15 protein-coding genes and 7 pseudogenes are annotated in these 19552 nt (G+C 46.4%); all 22 read right to left on the bottom strand.

All coding sequences use genetic code 11. From position 1 onward, the window contains the following. Nucleotides 1–457 precede the first annotated feature (457 nt). On the bottom strand, nucleotides 458–700 hold the full coding sequence (locus JCM10519_RS08495; protein ID WP_054738599.1) for a hypothetical protein: 243 nt from the start codon (nucleotides 698–700) through the stop codon (nucleotides 458–460). Between the two features lie 8 nt (nucleotides 701–708). After that, a pseudogene (trpS, locus tag JCM10519_RS08490) lies at nucleotides 709–1799 on the bottom strand (tryptophan--tRNA ligase). A gap of 213 nt (nucleotides 1800–2012) precedes the next feature. Further along, nucleotides 2013–4450 (bottom strand): annotated as a pseudogene (locus tag JCM10519_RS08485) (homocysteine S-methyltransferase family protein). A gap of 27 nt (nucleotides 4451–4477) precedes the next feature. Then, on the bottom strand, nucleotides 4478–5122 hold the full coding sequence (locus JCM10519_RS08480; protein ID WP_054738596.1) for a vitamin B12 dependent-methionine synthase activation domain-containing protein: 645 nt from the start codon (nucleotides 5120–5122) through the stop codon (nucleotides 4478–4480). 72 nt (nucleotides 5123–5194) lie between these two features. Beyond that, a pseudogene (gene metF, locus JCM10519_RS08475) lies at nucleotides 5195–6051 on the bottom strand (methylenetetrahydrofolate reductase [NAD(P)H]). Between the two features lie 130 nt (nucleotides 6052–6181). Next, nucleotides 6182–6718, bottom strand: coding sequence for a hypothetical protein (locus JCM10519_RS08470; RefSeq protein WP_347843583.1), 537 nt, complete (start codon nucleotides 6716–6718; stop codon nucleotides 6182–6184). Further along, on the bottom strand, nucleotides 6660–7307 hold the full coding sequence (locus JCM10519_RS08465) for a hypothetical protein (protein ID WP_054738593.1): 648 nt from the start codon (nucleotides 7305–7307) through the stop codon (nucleotides 6660–6662). Before JCM10519_RS08465 ends, JCM10519_RS08470 begins: the two co-directional genes overlap by 59 nt. A gap of 15 nt (nucleotides 7308–7322) precedes the next feature. After that, nucleotides 7323–7652, bottom strand: coding sequence for a hypothetical protein (locus tag JCM10519_RS08460; RefSeq protein ID WP_347843582.1), 330 nt, complete (start codon nucleotides 7650–7652; stop codon nucleotides 7323–7325). 148 nt (nucleotides 7653–7800) lie between these two features. Further along, entirely contained in the window at nucleotides 7801–9120 is a 1320-nt protein-coding gene (gene ftsZ / locus JCM10519_RS08455) for a cell division protein FtsZ (RefSeq protein ID WP_054738590.1), read from the bottom strand. A gap of 121 nt (nucleotides 9121–9241) precedes the next feature. Then, nucleotides 9242–9520: a hypothetical protein gene (locus tag JCM10519_RS27940; RefSeq protein ID WP_347843581.1), complete on the bottom strand. Its 279-nt coding sequence runs from the start codon at nucleotides 9518–9520 to the stop codon at nucleotides 9242–9244. Further along, entirely contained in the window at nucleotides 9487–9789 is a 303-nt protein-coding gene (locus JCM10519_RS27935) for a hypothetical protein (RefSeq protein WP_347843580.1), read from the bottom strand. Before JCM10519_RS27935 ends, JCM10519_RS27940 begins: the two co-directional genes overlap by 34 nt. Beyond that, nucleotides 9755–9967, bottom strand: a complete 213-nt coding sequence (locus JCM10519_RS27930) for a sporulation protein YqfD (RefSeq protein WP_347843579.1) — start codon at nucleotides 9965–9967, stop codon at nucleotides 9755–9757. The genes JCM10519_RS27935 and JCM10519_RS27930 overlap by 35 nt, the downstream gene beginning before the upstream one ends. Continuing rightward, a pseudogene (gene murA, locus JCM10519_RS08445) lies at nucleotides 9964–11228 on the bottom strand (UDP-N-acetylglucosamine 1-carboxyvinyltransferase). Before murA ends, JCM10519_RS27930 begins: the two are co-directional and overlap by 4 nt. Before the next feature lie 53 nt (nucleotides 11229–11281). Beyond that, a pseudogene (locus JCM10519_RS08440) lies at nucleotides 11282–12438 on the bottom strand (FtsW/RodA/SpoVE family cell cycle protein). 182 nt (nucleotides 12439–12620) lie between these two features. Then, nucleotides 12621–13964 carry a UDP-N-acetylmuramoyl-L-alanine--D-glutamate ligase gene (gene murD / locus JCM10519_RS08435; RefSeq protein ID WP_054738589.1) on the bottom strand — a complete coding sequence of 448 codons (1344 nt, stop codon included), beginning with the start codon at nucleotides 13962–13964 and terminating at the stop codon, nucleotides 12621–12623. 12 nt (nucleotides 13965–13976) lie between these two features. After that, nucleotides 13977–14945, bottom strand: a pseudogene (gene mraY, locus JCM10519_RS08430) (phospho-N-acetylmuramoyl-pentapeptide-transferase). 75 nt (nucleotides 14946–15020) lie between these two features. Continuing rightward, nucleotides 15021–16783: pseudogene (locus JCM10519_RS08425) on the bottom strand (penicillin-binding transpeptidase domain-containing protein). 75 nt (nucleotides 16784–16858) lie between these two features. Continuing rightward, nucleotides 16859–17173, bottom strand: coding sequence for a hypothetical protein (locus tag JCM10519_RS27925; protein ID WP_347843578.1), 315 nt, complete (start codon nucleotides 17171–17173; stop codon nucleotides 16859–16861). After that, nucleotides 17170–17493 (bottom strand): penicillin-binding transpeptidase domain-containing protein, encoded by a 324-nt coding sequence (locus JCM10519_RS27920; protein ID WP_347843692.1) that lies wholly within the window; start codon nucleotides 17491–17493, stop codon nucleotides 17170–17172. Before JCM10519_RS27920 ends, JCM10519_RS27925 begins: the two co-directional genes overlap by 4 nt. Further along, nucleotides 17420–18529 (bottom strand): penicillin-binding transpeptidase domain-containing protein, encoded by a 1110-nt coding sequence (locus JCM10519_RS27915; RefSeq protein WP_347843577.1) that lies wholly within the window; start codon nucleotides 18527–18529, stop codon nucleotides 17420–17422. The genes JCM10519_RS27920 and JCM10519_RS27915 overlap by 74 nt, the downstream gene beginning before the upstream one ends. A gap of 86 nt (nucleotides 18530–18615) precedes the next feature. Continuing rightward, complete coding sequence (locus tag JCM10519_RS27910) at nucleotides 18616–19032, bottom strand: hypothetical protein (protein WP_347843576.1); 417 nt, start codon at nucleotides 19030–19032, stop codon at nucleotides 18616–18618. Between the two features lie 25 nt (nucleotides 19033–19057). Further along, nucleotides 19058–19540, bottom strand: coding sequence for a hypothetical protein (locus JCM10519_RS08415; protein ID WP_054738587.1), 483 nt, complete (start codon nucleotides 19538–19540; stop codon nucleotides 19058–19060). Nucleotides 19541–19552 lie beyond the last annotated feature (12 nt).

Here is a 19552-nt window from a genome sequence, read left to right as displayed (position 1 = left end):
TTGTGACATTCGTTCCATTTTCCTTGAGTTTAAAGAACTGCTCCATGGTAAAGCTCCTTTTTGATTTTATTTTAAGAGACTGCCGTTTCTTAATTACCACATAATTATAAAGTTTTTTTTCTTATTTATTCAAGAAAATTTAATAAAGTTTTAATGCTTTATTTATTATTTATATTAATTTCATTTTATTAGTTTTACTAATATATAATAAATATTTCATTAATTACACTTATTTATAAGGGTTGTTGGAACTAGCTATTTCGTTTTCATTGGGAATTTATACAACCGACGAAGCAGACAGGCTTATTTCGGGGGGGCTCATATGGTCCGGCTGATGAGGTTGATAATTGGTATCAGGGAAAAATATTTAAAAGGATCTTTTACACTGCAAAAAAATGCCGGGGAAGTGCAAAGAAAAAAATCCCTTTGCACTTCCCCGGCATTTCTGTCGATCGTATTACAACAGCCAGAAGTTTGTTTTATCTTCTCCGTATTCCAGTCGGAACCGGAGCCTGCAAAAAAACTCCTCCAAAGCCTTATAAAGCTCCTCCCATTGCCCGCTGCTGTTTTTATCATGAAATGATTCGATCCAGCAGGACTGTTTGCCGCAGGCATCTCTTAAATGAATCTTAAATTCCAGGCCTTTGCCTTTTATAAATTCATTGCATTCCAAAATCTCGGTAATGGAAACTATCTTCATATATGCCTCTATTCCTGGCCCTTATACTTTCTTGCCTGCTCCTCAATGTATTCCTGATCATCAAAATAATTGATTTTCATGCTTCCTTCACGCCCTTTAAGGTACGGGCCGCAGCTGCCTCTGCCTTTTCGCTTCCCTCTTTTAATATCTGGTACACGTAAGGAATGTTGGCCTCATATTCTTTTCTCCTTTTGCGGATAGGCTCTAACTCTGCCTGAAGGATGCTGTTTAAGAACCGTTTTACCTTCACATCGCCTAAGCCGCCACGTCTGTAGTGGTCTTTTAGCTCGTCAAGATTTTTATAATCCGGCAGATACTTTTCAAAATCTTCATCCTTGCAGAATGCATCCAGGTAGGTGAATACTGTGTTTCCTTCCACTTCTCCTGGGTCGGATACCTGGATGTGGTTGGGGTCTGTATACATGCTCATGACCTTTTTCTTTACTTCTTCTTCCGGATCGGATAAATAGATGCAGTTTCCCAGGGACTTGCTCATCTTGGCTTTTCCATCGGTACCTGGAAGCCGTAAGCAGGCCTTATTATCAGGAAGGAGAATCTCCGGCTCTACCAATGCTTCTCCGTAAACGGAATTAAACTTACGCACAATTTCCCTGGTCTGCTCTATCATTGGCTCCTGGTCTTCTCCTACGGGCACTGTGGTGGCCTGGAACGCCGTAATGTCAGCCGCCTGGCTGATGGGATAGGTAAAGAAGCCTACCGGAATGCTGGTTTCAAAATTCCGCATGGCGATCTCTGATTTTACAGTGGGATTGCGCTGCAGCCTGGATACGGTTACCAGATTCATGTAGTAAAAGGACAGCTCTGTAAGCTCAGGAATCTGTGACTGGATGAAAAGGGTACATTTCTTCGGGTCCAGCCCGCAGGAAAGGTAATCCAGCGCAACCTCAATAATATTCTGACGGACCTTTTCAGGATTATCGGAATTGTCCGTAAGTGCCTGGGCATCCGCAATCATAATAAATATCTCGTCAAATTCACCGGAATTCTGCAGCTCCACCCTGCGCTTTAATGAACCAACGTAATGGCCGATATGAAGCTTTCCGGTGGGCCGGTCCCCTGTTAAAATAATCTTTCCCATGTTTGTTCCTCCAGATTTTTATATCGTAAGTCCGTAGTGCAGCGAACGAATCCGTAGGATTCCTTCGCTCACGGGCATTCGCCCTATGAAACAGGGCAGGAGAAGATTTTCTTATGTGCGAGCACAACGAAAATCTTCTCCTGCCCTGTTTCGCACTACTCATTGCTTTCGTGGATATTATACCATTCATTCTATATTTGTCAATGAAACGGCTTATTTTGCCTGAAAAATTCCCTCTGCATAGTTTACCGAAGCCATGGCATCCCGGCAGTACTGGTCGGCACCAATGGTCTTTGCATACCCTTCCGTAAGCACCGCACCTCCTACCATTACCTTTACAAAAGGAGCAGTCTCATTAAGCTGCCTGATGGTCTCTTCCATGCTGGGAACTGTGGTGGTCATGAGGCGCTTAGGCCTACCAGCTTTACTTCATCCTTTACCGCTGTTTCTACGATTTTTTCCGGCGGAACGTCCTTTCCTAAGTCAATGACATCATAGCCATAGTTTTCCAGAAGGACCTTAACAATATTCTTTCCGATATCATGAATATCTCCCTTGACCGTAGCCAGGATGATCTTTCCTTTTTTCTCCTGGGCCACGCCGCCCTCAGCCATTTTCTCCTTTATAACTTCAAAAGCTGCCTTTGCCGCTTCCGCACTCATAAGAAGCTGGGGAAGGAATACCGTTCCATTTTCAAAGCCTTTTCCCACCCGGTCCAGGGCCGGGATCATTTCCCCGTTTATAATAGTTAAAGGCTCCTGCTCCCTTAAGAGCTCTGTCACCGCCGTATATGCCCGGTCCTTAAGACCTTTTGCAATGCTTTCCGACAGTGTCATCTCACCTCCGGACATGCCTCCTGCAAAGGAAGTGTTTCCCTGCCTCACTGTCTCACCCAGAGTGGCTACCTGACCGCTGTAGACTGAGATATAACCGCTGCACTGAGGGTCCAGATCCGCAAGAGTCCGAAAACTGTAGTAGGAACGCATCATGCTTCCGAATTGGGGTTTATGATAGCTGCGCTCAAGCCATTTTGAAGGGCCATTGTAAAAAAGGCGGCATTGATGATCTCCCTCTGAGGCAGCCCGAAGGAAATGTTGGAAACGCCCAGAATGGTTCTGCCTCCCAGTTCATCCCGGACACGTCTTAAGGTTTCAAGGGTGGTCAGTGCTCCTCTGCTGTCGGAGCTGACAGTCATGCAGAGAGCATCTATAATAATGTCTTTTTTTCTCAATTCCATATTCTGCGGCCTTTTCATAGATTTTCTTTGCAACGGTGATCCTGCCTTCTGCGGTTTCCGGAATGCCGTCTTCATCAAGGGCCAGGGCGACCGCAACGCCTCCATACCGCTTTACCAGAGGAAAAATAGCCTCCATTACTTCCTTTTTCCCGTTTACGGAATTAATCAGAGGCTTTCCGTTATAGGCCCTCATTGCCCGTTCCATTGCCTCTGTATTGGAGGTATCGATCTGAAGAGGCAGGTCAATGATGCTCTGAAGCTCCCTTATCACTTCCACCATCATGGAAGGCTCATCAATTTCCGGAAGTCCTACATTCACATCCAGAACGTGTGCTCCATTGTCCTGCTGGGCCACTCCCTCTCTGAGAATATATTCCAGGTTATGATCCCGAAGCGCCTGTTTAAATTTGGATTTTCCCGTTGGATTGATCCTCTCCCCGATGATGACTGGGTCATTGTCAATTACAACCGCCTGTGCATAGGAAGATATCACGGTACGGTTTTTCTTATCCGGCATCCTTACAGGAAAATCCTTGCAAAGGGCCACTGTTTTCTCAATGTGCTCCGGCGTGGTTCCGCAGCATCCGCCGATCACACAGGCTCCCTCTTCTGCAATTTCCTTCATGGCAGCCGCAAACTCTCCTGCATCAATATCATATACCGTTTTCCCGCCTTCGCTTCTCGGAAGTCCTGCATTGGGATTCACGATAACCGGTATGGAAACCACCTTCATGATGTCTGTTAATATGCCCTTCATCTGCACCGGACCCAGGCCGCAGTTAATGCCCAGGGCATCGACCCCCAGGCCCTCTAAAAGGGCAACCGTGGATTCAACATTTCCTCCGGTTAAAAGCTTTCCCTTATCATCAAAGATCATGGTCACGAACACGGGAAGCTGCAGTTCTCCTTTGCAGCCAGCACAGCCGCCTTGGCCTCATAGCTGTCGCTCATGGTCTCAATGAGCACCAGGTCTGCTCCCTCCCGTTCCCCGATTTTAACTACCTGGGAAAACATCTGATAGGCGTCCTCAAAATCCAGATCTCCCAGAGGCTTTAAAAGCTTTCCCGTAGGCCCTAAGTCAAGGGCAATATACCCCTTTTCCTTTCCGGCCGGATAAGAGGCTGTCTCCACCGCTTTTCTGGCGTTCTGCAACGCTGCGGTCACCACCTCTTCCAGATCAAATTCCGCACCTTTATGGAATTTCAGCCCATTGGCTCCAAAGGTATTGGTCTTTATGATGTCCGCACCCGCTTCCAGATAATCACGGTGAAGCTTTGTAATGATATCCGGATGCTTTACGTTCCATGTTTCCGGCAGTTCTCCCGGCTCAAGGCCGCTGGCCTGCAAAAGACTTCCTGTACCTCCGTCAAAAAAATACCATCCTCTTTTTTATCTCTTTTAAAATCCCTGCCATACATTCCTCCATCTGCGTTCGTATCTTTTAATCTCTCCGGTATGCACAGTCCGTTTTTCCACAGGATTCGCATCCCTTTATCTCACAGCGGTAAGGCTTTCCGCTGACACCCATCACCGCGGTGACGGACTTTGACGGAGTCATGAGAAGGCTGTCCGTCAGCATGATACCGATCCTTTTGGGCGTTTCCAAAACTGCTGTAATATCCTTCTGGCACTCTAAGGGAAAATCTCCATAGCCCGGGCTGAATCTGGGCCTTAAGTACAGCTTCCTGTCCTCATATTCCTCCTTAAACTTCCGGTTTTCTTCATCACAATATTCCTCGATCATGGCAGTGGCTGCCGCCTGCATGGTGACCGCCTTGCTCATCTGCAGCTTTGTATACTTATGCAAAAGCACATCCACCCCTGCGCCTAAAGTGGCGGCAAATAAGATCACCTGTTCACAATCCTGTAAATTCCGGCTTAAGTTCCGGCTTCTTGTCTTAAATACGGTAAAATCGATCCAGTCATCAGAAAGCAGCTTAAGGGGATATACCCGGCTAATGCTTTTTGGGGATGCTGCAGCCGTAAGCTCCCTGATACATTCCTCGATCAGAGCATTTACGGCTTCATCTCCTTCATTTTTCCCGTATCCCAGATATCTCCGGATCTCCCTTCGGCTGATTTCCATTGCTGTTCCTCCATTTTCTTATTTTAAATGGGTCCGTTCCTTTTAAAAGGAGCGGACCCTGGTTAAAAGGAATCACAATATCTCAGAAAGGTTCTCCTTGATTGTTAAGGCCACATCCGGCTTATTCATGGAATAAACATGGATGGCATTCACTCCGTTGGCGATAAGGTCAATGATCTGTTCTGTGGCATAGGCGATTCCCGCCTGCTTCATAGCTGCCGGATTATCTCCGAACCTGTCAACAATGGCCTTGAAACGGGAAGCAGATAGGTGCCTGAAAGCTGGCAGCTTCGGATGATCTGCCTTACATTGGTAACTGGCATGATTCCTGCAACCACCGGAACCGTAATTCCCTTTTCCCGGATGCGGTACAGGTAATTATATAAAATGTTATTATCAAAAAACATCTGGGTGGTGACGAAATCACATCCTGCTTCCACCTTTTGCTTTAAGTAATCCATATCAATGGTCTTGCTGGCAGATTCCACATGGCCTTCCGGATAGCAGGCTGCGCCAATGCAGAAATCTCCTGCCTCCTTTATCTCCCTGATCAGCTCAGAGGCATAATGGTATTCTCTTTTAGCAGGAGCATCGGTAGGCATATCTCCCCGAAGAGCCAGCACATTTTCAATTCCAGCCGCTTTCAGCTCTCCAAGGACCTGGTGTACCTTTTCTTTGGTGGAGGATACACAGGTCAGATGAGCCAGGGCCGTCACATGATGCCGGTGATGCAGGTTAGAAGCAATATCAACGGTATACTGGCTGCTTCCCCCGCCCGCCCCGTAAGTGACGCTCATAAAGGCCGGCTTCAGCTTTGCGATCTCTGCCGCAGCCTGTTCCACTGACTCATACTTATCCTCTGTTTTAGGAGGAAACACTTCAAAGGATAGGGTTGGCTTTCCCTGGCCCAATATATCTTTTATTTTCATGCGGTCTGTCTCCTATCTTTCGTTTCATTCCTGCTGCCTGCGTACTTTGAGCATAAAGGGATACCCGAAGGGTATCTCTTTTTTTATTTAACACTTTACCACAAAAAACTGTTTCCCGCAACCAGCCCTGTTACGTTTCCTGGCTTTCCATTACCTGAGGATTACTGTAAGAAACATAAATCCTGACCCCATCCTTGGTAAGATAAAGATTGATATCAAACAGCCCTTCCGTAATGAATGCTCCATCTTCCTGCCATTCCCCTGTCCCGGCCTGCTCCATAATAGCCGGAATGCTGCTTTCCTCCTGAGGAATTCCTGCCCCTGTTTCCACAAGCCTTAAGAACTCTTCTAAAAACACAAGGGATTTTTCCCGGTCTTTCAGGGAAGAGATATAATCATGAAGTTCTCCGGTAGCAGTGTCATAATTGACATCCACATACTGGTATACGTAATTTTCATCGCCTGTATCCAGCTGGCTGGTTACTTCATCCTCAAAAGAGAAGCTTTCTACGGTCTCATAATAGGATATAGGGCCGTCCTCTTCTTCAAACATGTAATTGTCAGAATAAACAGCTCCCTCTTCTATCTCATAGCCATAGTTTGTTTCATTAAAAAAACTGTTCCATAGAAGCCGCGACCTGCCTTCCGTCAACCGGAAAATGGACATAGCCGTTACAAGGCTCTCCGGAAGCCTTTACTTCCTCTTCTTCAAGCTCAGTGAAACCGGAATCATCGTATGGGACCGCAGTCTCATAATTACTGTAATTGCTCTTTTCCTCCACTAACCGGGACAGGCTTCCAATGGTCCTTGGTATGCCATTTAAAACAACCATCAGTGTAATGAACCCCGCCAGGGGTGCCAGGGGATTCCTCCTCCTTTTTGCCTGGCCTGGCTGGGAAGGCCTGGAAGGATTATGGCCCGCGGCTGGCGGGGCGGTTTTTCTCCCCTCCTGACCCATGGGGGCTGCCGGTCTCTGAGGCACATTCATCTGTCTGGCCGGGCCCCGCGCATTCCCTTTTTGCTGATTTCCCGGTACATTCCCGTTCTGTTGGTTTCCCGGTACATTCCCGCTCTGCTGGTTTCCCGGTCCAGCCGGTTTGGGAACATTACGGCTGTTTTCATAAGACGGGCGTCTCTCATTCAAATAATAATCTGAGTTCCACAAAAGGGGCTGGCGGATCACCTTCCTGCACCGTGGACAGTAATTCATCTCATTCACCGGAAGATCACAAACCGGACAAATCTTTTTCATCATCCCAAATTCCTCCTTTTATCCCAGTACCAGATGAGCCACTGCAATCTCATCATCCTCTCTGAATCCCTGGGCACAAACCTGTATATCATAAACATATTTCTCCTGAAGGCCGGTAATGAAAGCAATTTCAGTAATGTTTTTTTTCCTTCCTGCGCAAGTGCCAGCACCTGATGAACATCTGCGATTGTCTTTTTTTAACAATTCATCGGATTGACCGGAAGGCTTGAGGCCGGATGCCTGACTGTCTGATTCTGTAATAAAGTCTTCCAAAGACAAGTTTCTTTCATTTTCCCCGCTGTTATAATAATCCTCCGATATCTCCCAATCCAGTTCTTTCTCTGACATTCTGCCACTCCTTTCCTCTTTCCTGCCCATGCTCTCTGGGCAGGGCCCACCCCGCTTTACCGGGTGTAAAGGTATACCGTATAGTGTTTCAAAAATAGGCAGGTTCATCGGAACCTGCCTGATTATGTAATCTGATAAGTTTTATCTTTTATTTCTTAAAAAAATCCGGAATATTGATCTGAACTTCCTTATTCACAGTTGGACGATAAGGCTGTCCGCCTCCCTGGGAAGCCCCCTGACCATTATTCTGTCCCGCATAATTTGGCTTCGTATAGTTTCCTGCTCCGTAGTTCTGGTTATTATAGCCGCTGTTATTATTTGGATAATTCTGATTGTTGTAAGCTGGATTGGAATAGTTTGCATTCCCGTAATTAGGATTATAATTCTGGTTATATCCAGGAGTTGCTGCAGTTGCGGCTGCCTCCTGATTCACGGCCTGGGTCTGAGGTGCTGCTTTGGGCTGTTTAAAGTTAGGATTGGAAAAATTCGTCATAACCTTGGATACCGGAGTCTCAGACTGCATGTCCAGACCGGTGGCGATCACGGTAATGCTGGCTTCATCATGAGCATTCTCATCATACATTGCACCAAAGATGATATTGGCTTCATCTCCTGCCATCTCCTGAACGTAGCTGGCCGCTTCATTGGCCTCAACCAGGCTGATATCACCGGAAATGTTAATGATGACGTGAGTAGCACCCTCAATGGTAGTCTCAAGCAATGGACTGGAAACCGCCTGCTTCACAGCCTCCAAAGCCTTCTCATCACCCTTTGCCTTGCCGATACCGATATGGGCGATGCCCTTATCCGTCATAACTGTCTGAACATCGGCAAAGTCCAGATTAATAAGTCCAGGAACATTAATCAGATCTGTGATTCCCTGTACGGCCTGCTGAAGGACTTCATCTGCCTTCTTTAAGGCATCCGGCATGGTAGTACGTCTGTCCACGATTTCCAGAAGACGGTCATTCGGGATTACGATTAATGTATCTACGCTTTCTTTTAAACGCTCAATGCCTGCAACGGCATTGCTCATACGGGTTCTTGCTTCAAAGCGGAAAGGCTTTGTTACAACACCCACAGTGAGAATTCCCATATCTTTTGCGATCTTAGCTACAACAGGAGCAGCTCCGGTACCGGTACCGCCTCCCATTCCGCAGGTAACGAATACCATATCCGCACCCTTCATGGTCTGAGCAAGCTCGTCCGCATTCTCTTCTGCCGCTTTTTCACCGATCTCTGGCTTGGCACCTGCACCAAGACCTTTTGTCAGCTTCTCTCCGATCTGCATGGCTGTAGGAGCCTTACAAAACTGCAGGGCCTGCTTGTCTGTGTTGATTCCCAGAAATTCCACACCAGCTATATTCTCATCAATCATGCGGTTAACCGCATTATTTCCGGCACCGCCTACACCGATTACCAGAATTCTTGCGGCATTATCCGCCTCATTTATCTTAATCTCTAACAAGATTATATCCTCCTTTAACCATAAACAGCTTACTCTATAAACCTAATTAATATAATATTTGATTTCGCCGAAAATATCAACCACTTTTTAAACAAAATTCCAAGCAAATTATGTAAATTCATTAATCTTTCACAAATCGATAGGATGTGACTGTTTCCGCCTCATCATAAGTATCCAGATAAAGGGTTCCAGATAAACCTCCCAAAACAGGAAGCTGGTCCTTCAATTCAGAGATTTTTTCATTCATCTGGTTATTACTTCCAAGGAAAACCCGGATATCTCCCATTACGAGAGTGGCATCTCCCCGGGAATCATACCGGATCTCGTCAACAATAATTTCTTTTGTTGACAAAACGTCGGTCAGGTTCAGTATTTCACTAAAAATCTTTTCCTTTTCCACCGGCAGGGCTGGTGCAGGGCTATATGCCCGAACCGCAGACCCGTAATCCACGGAACTCCGTCAAGCTTTCCGCTGGAGCTCTCCACAATAATTCCGTCCTTGTCAAAATACATATAGCTGCCCATATAGGAAACATACCCTACCACGGATTTCTCATAGACGATCACCTCAACTTTCACCGGACTCTGGAATACGATTTTATAATCTTCCACAAAGGGAATCTGTTCATGCTTCTTAAAACGATCCTTGTAGAGACAAAAAAACCGCATTCCGGTCCCATCCGTCCTTGAATAAAATATTAACGATTTGTTCCGATGTGTATTTTTTATTACCGGACACCGTAATATCCCTGATCTGCAGCGACAAAAAAATGACAATTCCAAGAAAAATCACGGCGGCTGCGATTCCAAATTTAATTTTTCTTCTGCTTTTTTTTAAATCTTTCATTCCATCCCTCTGATCGCTGCGCCTAGACTGCTCAAGTCACGGCAAATGTCTTCATATCCCCGTTCAATATGATGGCACTCATGAATCTCAGTCAAACCCTCACATGCAAGCCCCGCAACCACCAGGGCCGCGCCTCCCCGCAAGTCCGTAGCCGTAACCCGGTTTCCCTTCAGAGGATAAAGCCCATGTATGTCGGCCCGCTTTCCTTCTATTATAATATCAGCGCCAAGCTATGCAACTCCTTTGCAGTCCCAAACCGGCCCTCAAAGATAGTTTCTTTTATCCTGCCGGCACCTTTTGACGATGCCATGACTGCCATTAACTGGGATTGGAGGTCCGTAGGAAATCCCGGATAAGGTTCTGTCATAACATCCACGCAGTCGGGACGGCCGATCATGGATACCTCAACCATGTTATCATACCGTTTCAGCGACCCGCCCATTTTTTCGGCAAGAGAGAAGGCAGATGTCAAATGACCGGGCTGGATCCCCTGTATTACAATATTTCCCTCCGCTGCCATGACCGCCATTAAATAAGTTCCTGCAACAATCCGGTCTCCTGCCACAGTAAATTCCGAATCACAAAGCTCTCTTACGCCTGTGACTGCCAGCCTGGAAGTACCGGTTCCATGTATTTTAGCCCCCATGTTGTTTAAAAATTCACACAGAGTGATGATCTCCGGCTCCTTTGCCGCCCCATGGATGACGGTCACCCCATGGGCGTACACAGCCGCCATCAGAGCATTTTCCGTAGCTCCCACGCTTGGGAAGGGAAAATAAATATCGGCGCCCATCAACCGATTTGCGGACGCCAGGAGCTTATCGCCCTCCTCCTCGATGCTTGCACCAAGTTTTCGAAAGGCAGACAAGTGTAAGTCAATGGGGCGCTCTCCTATGGAACACCCGCCAGGAAAGCTGGTGACCGCATTGCCGGTTCTTCCAAGCAACGGACCAGAGAGCATGATAGAGGAACGCATGCTTTTTATATACTCCTCCGGTATTTCCGCTTGTGTCAAATCCCTCGCGTCAATTGTCAAAGAATGGCCGTCAAAGCTGCATATACAACCAATATGCTCAAGTATCCCCAGCATACAGAACACATCCTGTATCCTGGGGACGTTATGAATCACTGTTGTACCTTTATGGAGAACCGCTGCTGCCATCATGGGCAGAACAGCATTTTTGGAACCCTGAATTTTTATCTCACCTTTTAAGGATCGTAACCCCTGGACCTGTATGACTGACAATCCGGTACCTCCCATGGCTTCTTATATACTATCCTATGTTAAAAGTGAGAGAATGTTTTCACATCCCATTATTTTTCCAGCTTTATCTGGTTAGAAACACTTAAGACTATGCCATCTCCATCATCAGGAAAAGAACGGAGGTACCTCCATAGCTGATAAACGGAAGGGTAATACCGGTATTTGGTATGGTATTGGTTACAACCGCAATATTTAAGATAACCTGTATGGCAATATGTCCCATGACGCCTACAACCAGCAAAGCTCCAAACAGATCCGGCGCATTATCCGCAATGAGCATGAAACGGTAAATCATGAAGAGGAATATCAGGATCACGGAAACCGCTCCAAAAAGGCCAAGCTCTTCACAGATAATGGAAAAAATCATGTCGTTCTGTGCCTCCGGCACAAACCCCATCTTTTGTATGCTCTCTCCCAGGCCCCTGCCCACCAGGCCGCCGGAGCCTATGGCATAAAGTCCCTGAAGCACCTGATAGCCTCCGGTGGAGGGATAAGCCTCCGGCTCCAGCCATACCAGGATACGGCCCAGCTGGTAATCATGAAGGATATTAAGCTTTTCCAGCACAGTAGCCATTGGCCCGGCAAAAACAAGCAGGCCTATGCATGCAAAACCGCAGGCAAAAAACGGCCATTTCTTTTTGCATGCCACAAACAGCATGACAAAAGCGATTCCCACGATAATGATTCCGGAACTTAGGTTATTTGCCGCTACAATTCCCGCTATGGGAAGAGTCGTCACAATCACCAGAATTACGCCGTTTCTCGTGTTAATATTCCTTCCCATCTGGACGATTAAAACCGCCAGCATGACAATAAGAGCAATTTTTACAAATTCCGTAGGCTGGAAAGAAAGACTTCCCACTCCCAGCCATCTTCTCTTCCCGTTTACCTTACGCCCAAACAGGGATACGGCAATCATAAGAACATAAGAAAGAGCGTAAGCAAATACAGCGAACCTGGCGTACCAATGGTAATCCAGTTTGGATATCACAATCATGATAACAAAGCCTGCCAGGGCTATCTTGGCCTGCCTCATCATGAAAAAAGCGGCGTCATCGAATTTAAGCTGGGCTGCGTAAGAGCTGGCGCTGTAAATCATGACCAAACCAAAAACAGACAGAAATATTACAGTAAACAAAAGACTGTAATCATAAAAACGGCGCGGTTTATTTTTTTTCCTCACTGGCCTTTTTTTCTGCCATATCATTCCTCCTCGCCAACTGCTATTTCATTCATATCATCCGCCATGCCACTCATAATTTGAGGGAAAAGCGCTGCCAAATCATTCATGACGGGCATTCGCCCTATAGAATCATACATATAATTTTTGCTTTGTGAGCAAGCTCCCACGGATAAATTTCACGTATGTTTCTGCATGGCTCATTGCTTTTACAAGCCTCGGACACACTCCTTAAAGATTTCGCCGCGCTCTTCATAGCACTTAAACATCCCCCAGCTGGCACAGGCCGGTGACAGGAGTACATGATCACCTCTGTTGGCGTAAGAAGCGCAGACCTTTACCGCCTCCTGCATATCCTCCGCATACATCACATTGGTAAAACCATGTCTGGCCGCACACTCGGCGATCTTTTCCCTGGTCTGCCCCAGAAGCACCATATACTTCACCTTGCCGTCAAAGGACTCGATCCACTCATCATACTGGGAGCTCTTATCGTAGCCCCCTGCAATGAGCAGCGTAGGCCCTGGCATGGCTTTTATTGCCTGGATCGCCGCATCGGGATTGGTTCCCTTGGAATCATTATAATATTTCACTCCGGCCTTTTCCGCAACAAATTCAATGCGATGCTCCACTGCCTTGAATTCCCGGATTGCCTGGCTGATGATCTCCATGGGTACTCCCATTTCAGCAGATATGGCGGCTGCAGCCATGATGTTCTCATGGTTATGGCGGCCCAGGAGCTGTATTTCATGAATGTTTGCGATCTCTGTCCTCTCGCCCTCATGGTTTCGGATAATCCTGTCCCCATCCATGCAGTAGCCCTCTTCTAATATCTGGCGGCTGCTGAAATAGATTACCTTGGGTTTGATTGTTTTTCCAAACTCACGCAAAACAGGATCGTCATAATTTAATATACAAAAATCCCGGGGACTCTGATTTGATGTAATGCTTTCTTTTACTTTTATGTAACATTCCATGGTTTTATGACGGTCTAAGTGGTCCGGCGTTATGTTAAGAATCGCGCTCACATCCGGCCGGAAGTCTGTGATCGTCTCCAGCTGAAAGCTGCTGACCTCTGCAACCGTTACCGAATTATCCGCTGTCTTTCGTGCTTCCTCTGTATATGGAACTCCAATGTTGCCTACCACAAATACATGTTCATAGAATGCCTTCATGATTTCCCCTGTAAGGGCTGTAGTGGTTGTCTTACCATTGGTTCCCGTGATTGCTGCCAGCTTTCCTCTGGCATGGTGGTAAGCCAGCTGAATCTCACTCCAGATCGGGATATCCGCTTCCTTAAGGACAGCCACAAAGGGGGCATCTAAGGAAATGCCAGGGCTTATGATGCATAAGCTTATGCCTGAAAGGTCCTCCTTTTTAAGTTCCCCCAATAAAACTGAAATCCTTCCTTCATCAAACTGATGGAGCAGCTCATCCTTTTTAAGGGCAGCATTGCTGTCATAAAGAATTACTTCATCGCCTGTTTTAAGAATCAGCCTGGAAGCGGCGATGCCGCTTTTTCCGCTGCCGGCAACTAATATTTTCTGATTCATATGGTTTCTCTCCTATAATCCAAGGTATGCAAGCATGCAAAGAACTGCAGTCACGATTGCAAACACAGCTACTACCCGTGTTTCCGACCAGCCGCTAAGCTCAAAGTGGTGGTGGATGGGGGCCATCTTAAAAAAACCTCTTTCCGCCTGTTCTCTTAAAGTAAGTCACCTGAATGATGACGGATAATACTTCCATCATATAAATAAAACCAATAATGGCAAGGAAGATCGGTATCTGCATCATAAAGGCGCTGGAAGCAACGAATCCACCAAGCCCAAGGGAACCGGTGTCCCCCATGAATACTTTGGCAGGATAAACGTTAAACAGCAGAAATCCCAAAAGACTTCCCACAACCGCACCGGTAATAGGACTGATACCGGTATTTTCCCCGATAGAAACCACAGTCAGGAAGGTCGCCACCAGAATGGTCACGCTGGTGCAAAGTCCATCAAGCCATCGGTAAAATTCACACCATTATCAGTCCCTATTACCAGAAAGAATACCGCCGGTACAAAGAGTATTCCCAATTTCAGATACAGCCCTTTTTCAAAACCTCCGGTAAAGGGAATCAGCATTCCCGTTCCCACGTCCTTTGAATGAAGCAGATAATAGGCAAAGATGCCTGTAATGATTAACTGCCCTGCCATCTTTTGAACAGGCGTAAGCCCCTCTGACCGCTTCATCACGATCTTAATGTAATCATCAAGGAACCCAACAATACCAAATCCAACTGTCACAAAAAGCACAGGAATGATCTTCGGATATTCCCTCACATAGAACAGCGACGTAATGATAATGCTGGTCAATATGATAAGCCCTCCCATAGTGGGAGTACCCTGCTTTTTCAAATGGCTTTCAGGCCCTTCTTTGCGGACCTCCTGACCAAATTTTAACCTGTGAAGAAATGGTATTACAATGGGACACAGCATGGCGCTGATGGCAAATGCTATGATGATTGCCAGAATCGTTTCGTTAATCATGTCACACCTCAATATTTTATGTATTTGTATTTCAAAAGTACACAGTAAGTAGTATACGTCTTTTTGCCTGAATAATCAACCATAGATTCGAAACGCAGAAGCAGTTTTTTTCCTCGGTTGGCTCTATTCCCAGGTATGGAAGAATATTCTTAAAAATGTCGCAATCACCGGTGCTGCGATGGTTCCGCCGTAATAAATCCCCTGAGGTTCATCTATGGTAATGAGGGCAATCACCTGAGGATTATCCGCTGGCGCAAAGCCTATAAAGGATGAAATGTACTTTTTCAGGCTTCTTGGAAGTTTTTCGGAGGTCGCTGTTTTTCCTCCCACCCGATAGCCGTCGACCTGGGCCTTTTTTTCCGCTTCCCTCTGCCACGACCTGTTCCAGGATGTAGCGCATGGTTTCGCTGGTTTCCGCAGACAGGATCCCTTCTTTTACCGGATAGGTAAAGTTATGGACCGAAGCTCCATCGGTGCTTACTGACTTCACTCCAAAATGGGGTGTGACACGGTTTCCGCCGTTTATTATGGCAGAAGCGGTTGTGATCAGCTGCATGGGAGTGATCTGAAAGGACTGGCCAAAAGAAACGGTTGCCAGCTCCACAAGCCCCATATCATCTTTTTTATGCATGATAGTGGACGCTTCACCTGGAAGGTCGATCCCGGTTTTTCCCTTTAAGCCAAACTGTTCAAAATATTTATAATAATTATCCACGCCAAGACGCTGTCCTACGTCAATCAAAACAGGGTTGCAGGAATTCATCATGCCCTGGAGAAAGGTTTCCGAGCCATGGCCTCCCACTTTGTGACACCTGATTTTACGGTCCTCTACGACCCGGAAGCCCGGACATGAAAAATGATCTTCAAGCTTCACCACTCCGGATTCCAGCCCTGCGGCCGCGGTAACAATTTTAAAGGTGGAGCCTGGTTCATAGGTGTCGTTAATACAGGGATTTCTCCACATCTTGTTTAGCATATCCTGCTTTTCTTTGTCAGATGCCGGGACTCCGCGTCTGCACTTAGTGTAAACGGATCATTTAAATTAAATTCAGGCGCATTGACCATTGCCATAATCTCCCCATTTTGAGGATTCATAACAATAATCGACACTCTTTTTGCGCCTTTTTTTCTCTAGAACCTGATAAGCGGCCTGCTCGCAATACCGCTGGATATTGACATCCAGGCTGATATATAAATCCTGCCCTGCCACTGGCTCAATCCTGTCTTCTGCCGCATTTTCAATTTCAATCCCGGCTGCGTCGGACATGGTCAGGATTTTTCCGTTAAGGCCCTTTAAATATTGTTCGTATTTTACCTCCAGGCCAATGATTCCCTGATTATCTCCGCCCGTAAAACCAAGAACCGTGGAAGCAAGGGTGTCATAGGGATAATAACGCTTGTAATCCTCATCCACCTTTACACCTTCCAGATGGTAGGACCGGATCAAATCTCCCATAGCCTTGTCTACATTGGTCTTAATAATTTCCCTTGAACTGTACTTTTCTACCTTTTTCCGAACTTCCTCCTCCGGAATACCCAGCTCCTTGGAAAGGACTGCCACAACCTCATCCGCTTTTCTGATCTGGTTATGTATGACCGATATGGTGCAAACCGTCCGGTTGGTGGCAATGACGGTTCCATTGGCATCAACGATATTTCCCCTGGCAGCTTTTATGGTCCTTTCCCGTTCATGAAGGTCCAATGCCATGGCACTGTAATGTTCAGAACGAAAGATCATTAGAAAAATAAGCCGCCCCATAAGTCCTGTCATGGCAAGAAATAACAGGAAAAACAGGATGGCTATTTTTTTCTCTGTGATGTGTCTTATTTGAACTCATGCACTGCTCCATCACCATTATTTCTACAGTATATGAATTTCAGGACTTTTTATGAGTTCTTTAAAAAAAAGTTCCTTATTGGGCCGTGGTTTCTTCGGTGGGAAGTGCGGCCGGCAGATTGGAGCCCTCATCCCCTTCTTCCCTGTTGACGTACTCTTCAGAAGGGTTCAAATACTCATCGGGAATCGGCTTTCCATCCTCCATGGTAGGGGCCTGCCCTGTGGTTTCCTCTGTGCCTGTTTCTTCTGAACCGGCTTCTCCCTGGGAAGAGCTTTCTGTTTCACTTGTTATGCCTTCCTGCTCAGGAAGCTTTGCCGCCTCCTCCGGCGATGGTGAGTCCCCTGCATCGGCATCCGGAAACACATTTATATAAGGAAGAATCTCATTCATAATCTTCTGGAAAATCTGGCTGGCATAGGTACTGTGAGCTGATCCTCCACATGAGGCTCATCAACCACAACGTAAACTAAAACCTGAGGATTGTCCGCTGGAGCATAGCCGCAGAAGGATACCACGTAATTGGTCTTATCACGGGGGATCTTCTCCGCAGTACCGGTTTTACCGGCAACTTTATATCCCGCCACCTTTGCTGCCCCACCTGTTCCGCCCTGTGCATTAACAGTCTTAAACAAGGCTTCATTGATGAATTTGGTGGTTGATTCCGATACCGTTTCCCTGACAAGGACCGGCTCTGCCTTTTTTAATGACAGAACCCTGCTCGTTAAGGATCTGCTTCACTACATGAGGCTCATAATAGGAGCCTCCGTTGATTACAGAGCAATAGGCGGCAGCCATCTGGATCATGGTGGTGCTGAAGTTTTGTCCAAAGGAGTTGGTTGCAAGATCCGTAGGTCCAGCCGTATCCTGGGTGTAGACAAGAGTCTTGTTATCTGCTTCACCAGGCAGATCGATCCCGGTTTTGGAACCGAAGCCGAAAATCTGCTGATACTTATAAAACTTTTCTTTTCCCATCTGCTGGGCAATCCGCATCATGACCACGTTGCAGGATTTCATCAGGCCTTCCTCAACCGTGATAAGGCCATGTCCATACCTGCTGACGCAGTTGATCTTATGTCCTCCCACCTCAAGGAACTTATTGCACTCATAGGTTTCATTTCCGGTAATGGCCCCTTCTTCCATGGCGGCAGATATGGTAAAGATCTTTTCTGTTGACCCCGGCTCAAAGCCATCGCTTATGCAAAAATTACGCCAGGTCTGGTTCCATGCCACCTGGGTACCCAGGGACATGATCTCTTCGTTTGTATAGTGCTCTGAAACGTTTGCTTCCGTTAGAGGCTGGGCATTCTTATTCTTTCTCTTGTAATCGTCCATGGCTTCCTTGATCCCAAGCTGGCGCAGCACATCATCGGTGTACTCAGACCTTAAGGTTCTTGGATTGTTTAAATCAAATGCCTTGTCATTTGCCATGGCCAGGACCTCACCGTTATTGGGATCCATAACGATTACGCCTACCCGTTTGCTTCCAGTAGTCTGTTCCCACTCATTAATATATTTTTCAACGATTTTCTGTATGTTGACATCTATGGTGGAAACCACGGTATTGCCGTTAGAAGCCGGCTTTATGACTCTTTCTAAATTGGAGTCGTCATTTAAGTATCCGTATTCCCTTCCGTTGATTCCCATAAGGGTCGTATTATAAAACTGCTCGATCCCTCCTGTCCCGTCCATGCCGTCACCGTTGGCAAAGCCAATAACGTTGCAGCCCATGGAATTATAGGGATACACCCTTTTATACTCATCCTCAAACCAGATTCCCTTAATGGACTTCCCGCTTTTTTTTCAGTGCATCCGATTGCTCTGCCTTGTACTTTTCATATTTTTTGTTTATCGTCATAAGCCAGCTGCTTTGCATAGCGCACATACTGCTTATCTTTCTTTTCCTGTATCAGATTCATGATTTCCGTCCGGTCATAGCCAAAGCATTCCGCCAGGGCCGTTACGGTCGGTTCCAGATAGGAATCCTGATCCGACATGATCTGCTTGGGATCCAGGATCAAGTTATACACCTTTTCACTGGTAGCCAGATAGGTTCCATTACGATCCATGATGTCTCCGCGCTTAAAAGGAATGGTGCGGCTGTCATATTCTTGCTGGGACAGCACAATCTGGTTGTAATCTTCCTTTTTGTTTGTCATCAGATTATAAAGCGTCATAACTAATGCAAACAAAGCCAGCGTAATTACCAGAACAGTAATCGCCAGCTTTTCCTGCATATAACGGGGAAACACCTTACTCTTTTTACTCCTGTTTTTTTTAGTGCTTCGGGATATCCTCATTCTGTCTTACATACTCACTTTCCGTCTTATCATAGTGAAGGATCTGGTCCTTATTCGCATAGACCATACCAAGTTCCTCAGTAGCCACTTTATACACATGATCCAAATCGACGGAAGTATTGATGTTCATTTCCAATGCATCATTTTCAGTTTTCAAATGTTCCAGTTCTGCTTCTAAAAGCTCAACGCCATGAATACTGGCGGTAATAGAGGACTGCAAATGCAGATAATTCACACACAGGCAGAGGGTGCAGACTGCGGCAATGGTCAGCATGATCACATAAGGCAGATCCATCTGCAAGGCTTTTTCACGGTTTCTTCTGACTTGATGGTTTACTGATGGACGACGTTTTTCTTCTGGTGTACGGACCGGCACTGGTGCCGGCATGGCTTTACGGACAGTATTACCCTGTACGTAAGTGGAGCTCCCATAGGAACGCACATTCTTTCTTGCAGCCACTCTCTCTTCCTC

Source organism: Clostridium sp. NkU-1 (genome assembly GCA_001312405.1).
This window is presented reverse-complemented; position numbering and strand designations above follow the sequence as displayed.

Excerpts from the sequence above, each read along its gene's own strand:
- JCM10519_RS08495 (WP_054738599.1), bottom strand. The coding sequence starts at position 700 with ATGAAGATAGTTTCCATTACCGAGATTTTGGAATGCAATGAATTTATA.
- JCM10519_RS08465 (WP_054738593.1), bottom strand. The coding sequence starts at position 7,307 with ATGATGAAAAAGATTTGTCCGGTTTGTGATCTTCCGGTGAATGAGATG.
- murD (WP_054738589.1), bottom strand. The coding sequence starts at position 13,964 with ATGAATCAGAAAATATTAGTTGCCGGCAGCGGAAAAAGCGGCATCGCC.
- JCM10519_RS27935 (WP_347843580.1), bottom strand. The coding sequence starts at position 9,789 with ATGCGGTTTTTTTGTCTCTACAAGGATCGTTTTAAGAAGCATGAACAG.
- JCM10519_RS27925 (WP_347843578.1), bottom strand. The coding sequence starts at position 17,173 with ATGAATGAGATTCTTCCTTATATAAATGTGTTTCCGGATGCCGATGCA.
- JCM10519_RS08480 (WP_054738596.1), bottom strand. The coding sequence starts at position 5,122 with ATGGAAATCAGCCGAAGGGAGATCCGGAGATATCTGGGATACGGGAAA.
- JCM10519_RS08460 (WP_347843582.1), bottom strand. The coding sequence starts at position 7,652 with ATGTCAGAGAAAGAACTGGATTGGGAGATATCGGAGGATTATTATAAC.
- JCM10519_RS08470 (WP_347843583.1), bottom strand. The coding sequence starts at position 6,718 with ATGTCCATTTTCCGGTTGACGGAAGGCAGGTCGCGGCTTCTATGGAAC.
- JCM10519_RS27930 (WP_347843579.1), bottom strand. The coding sequence starts at position 9,967 with ATGAAAGATTTAAAAAAAAGCAGAAGAAAAATTAAATTTGGAATCGCA.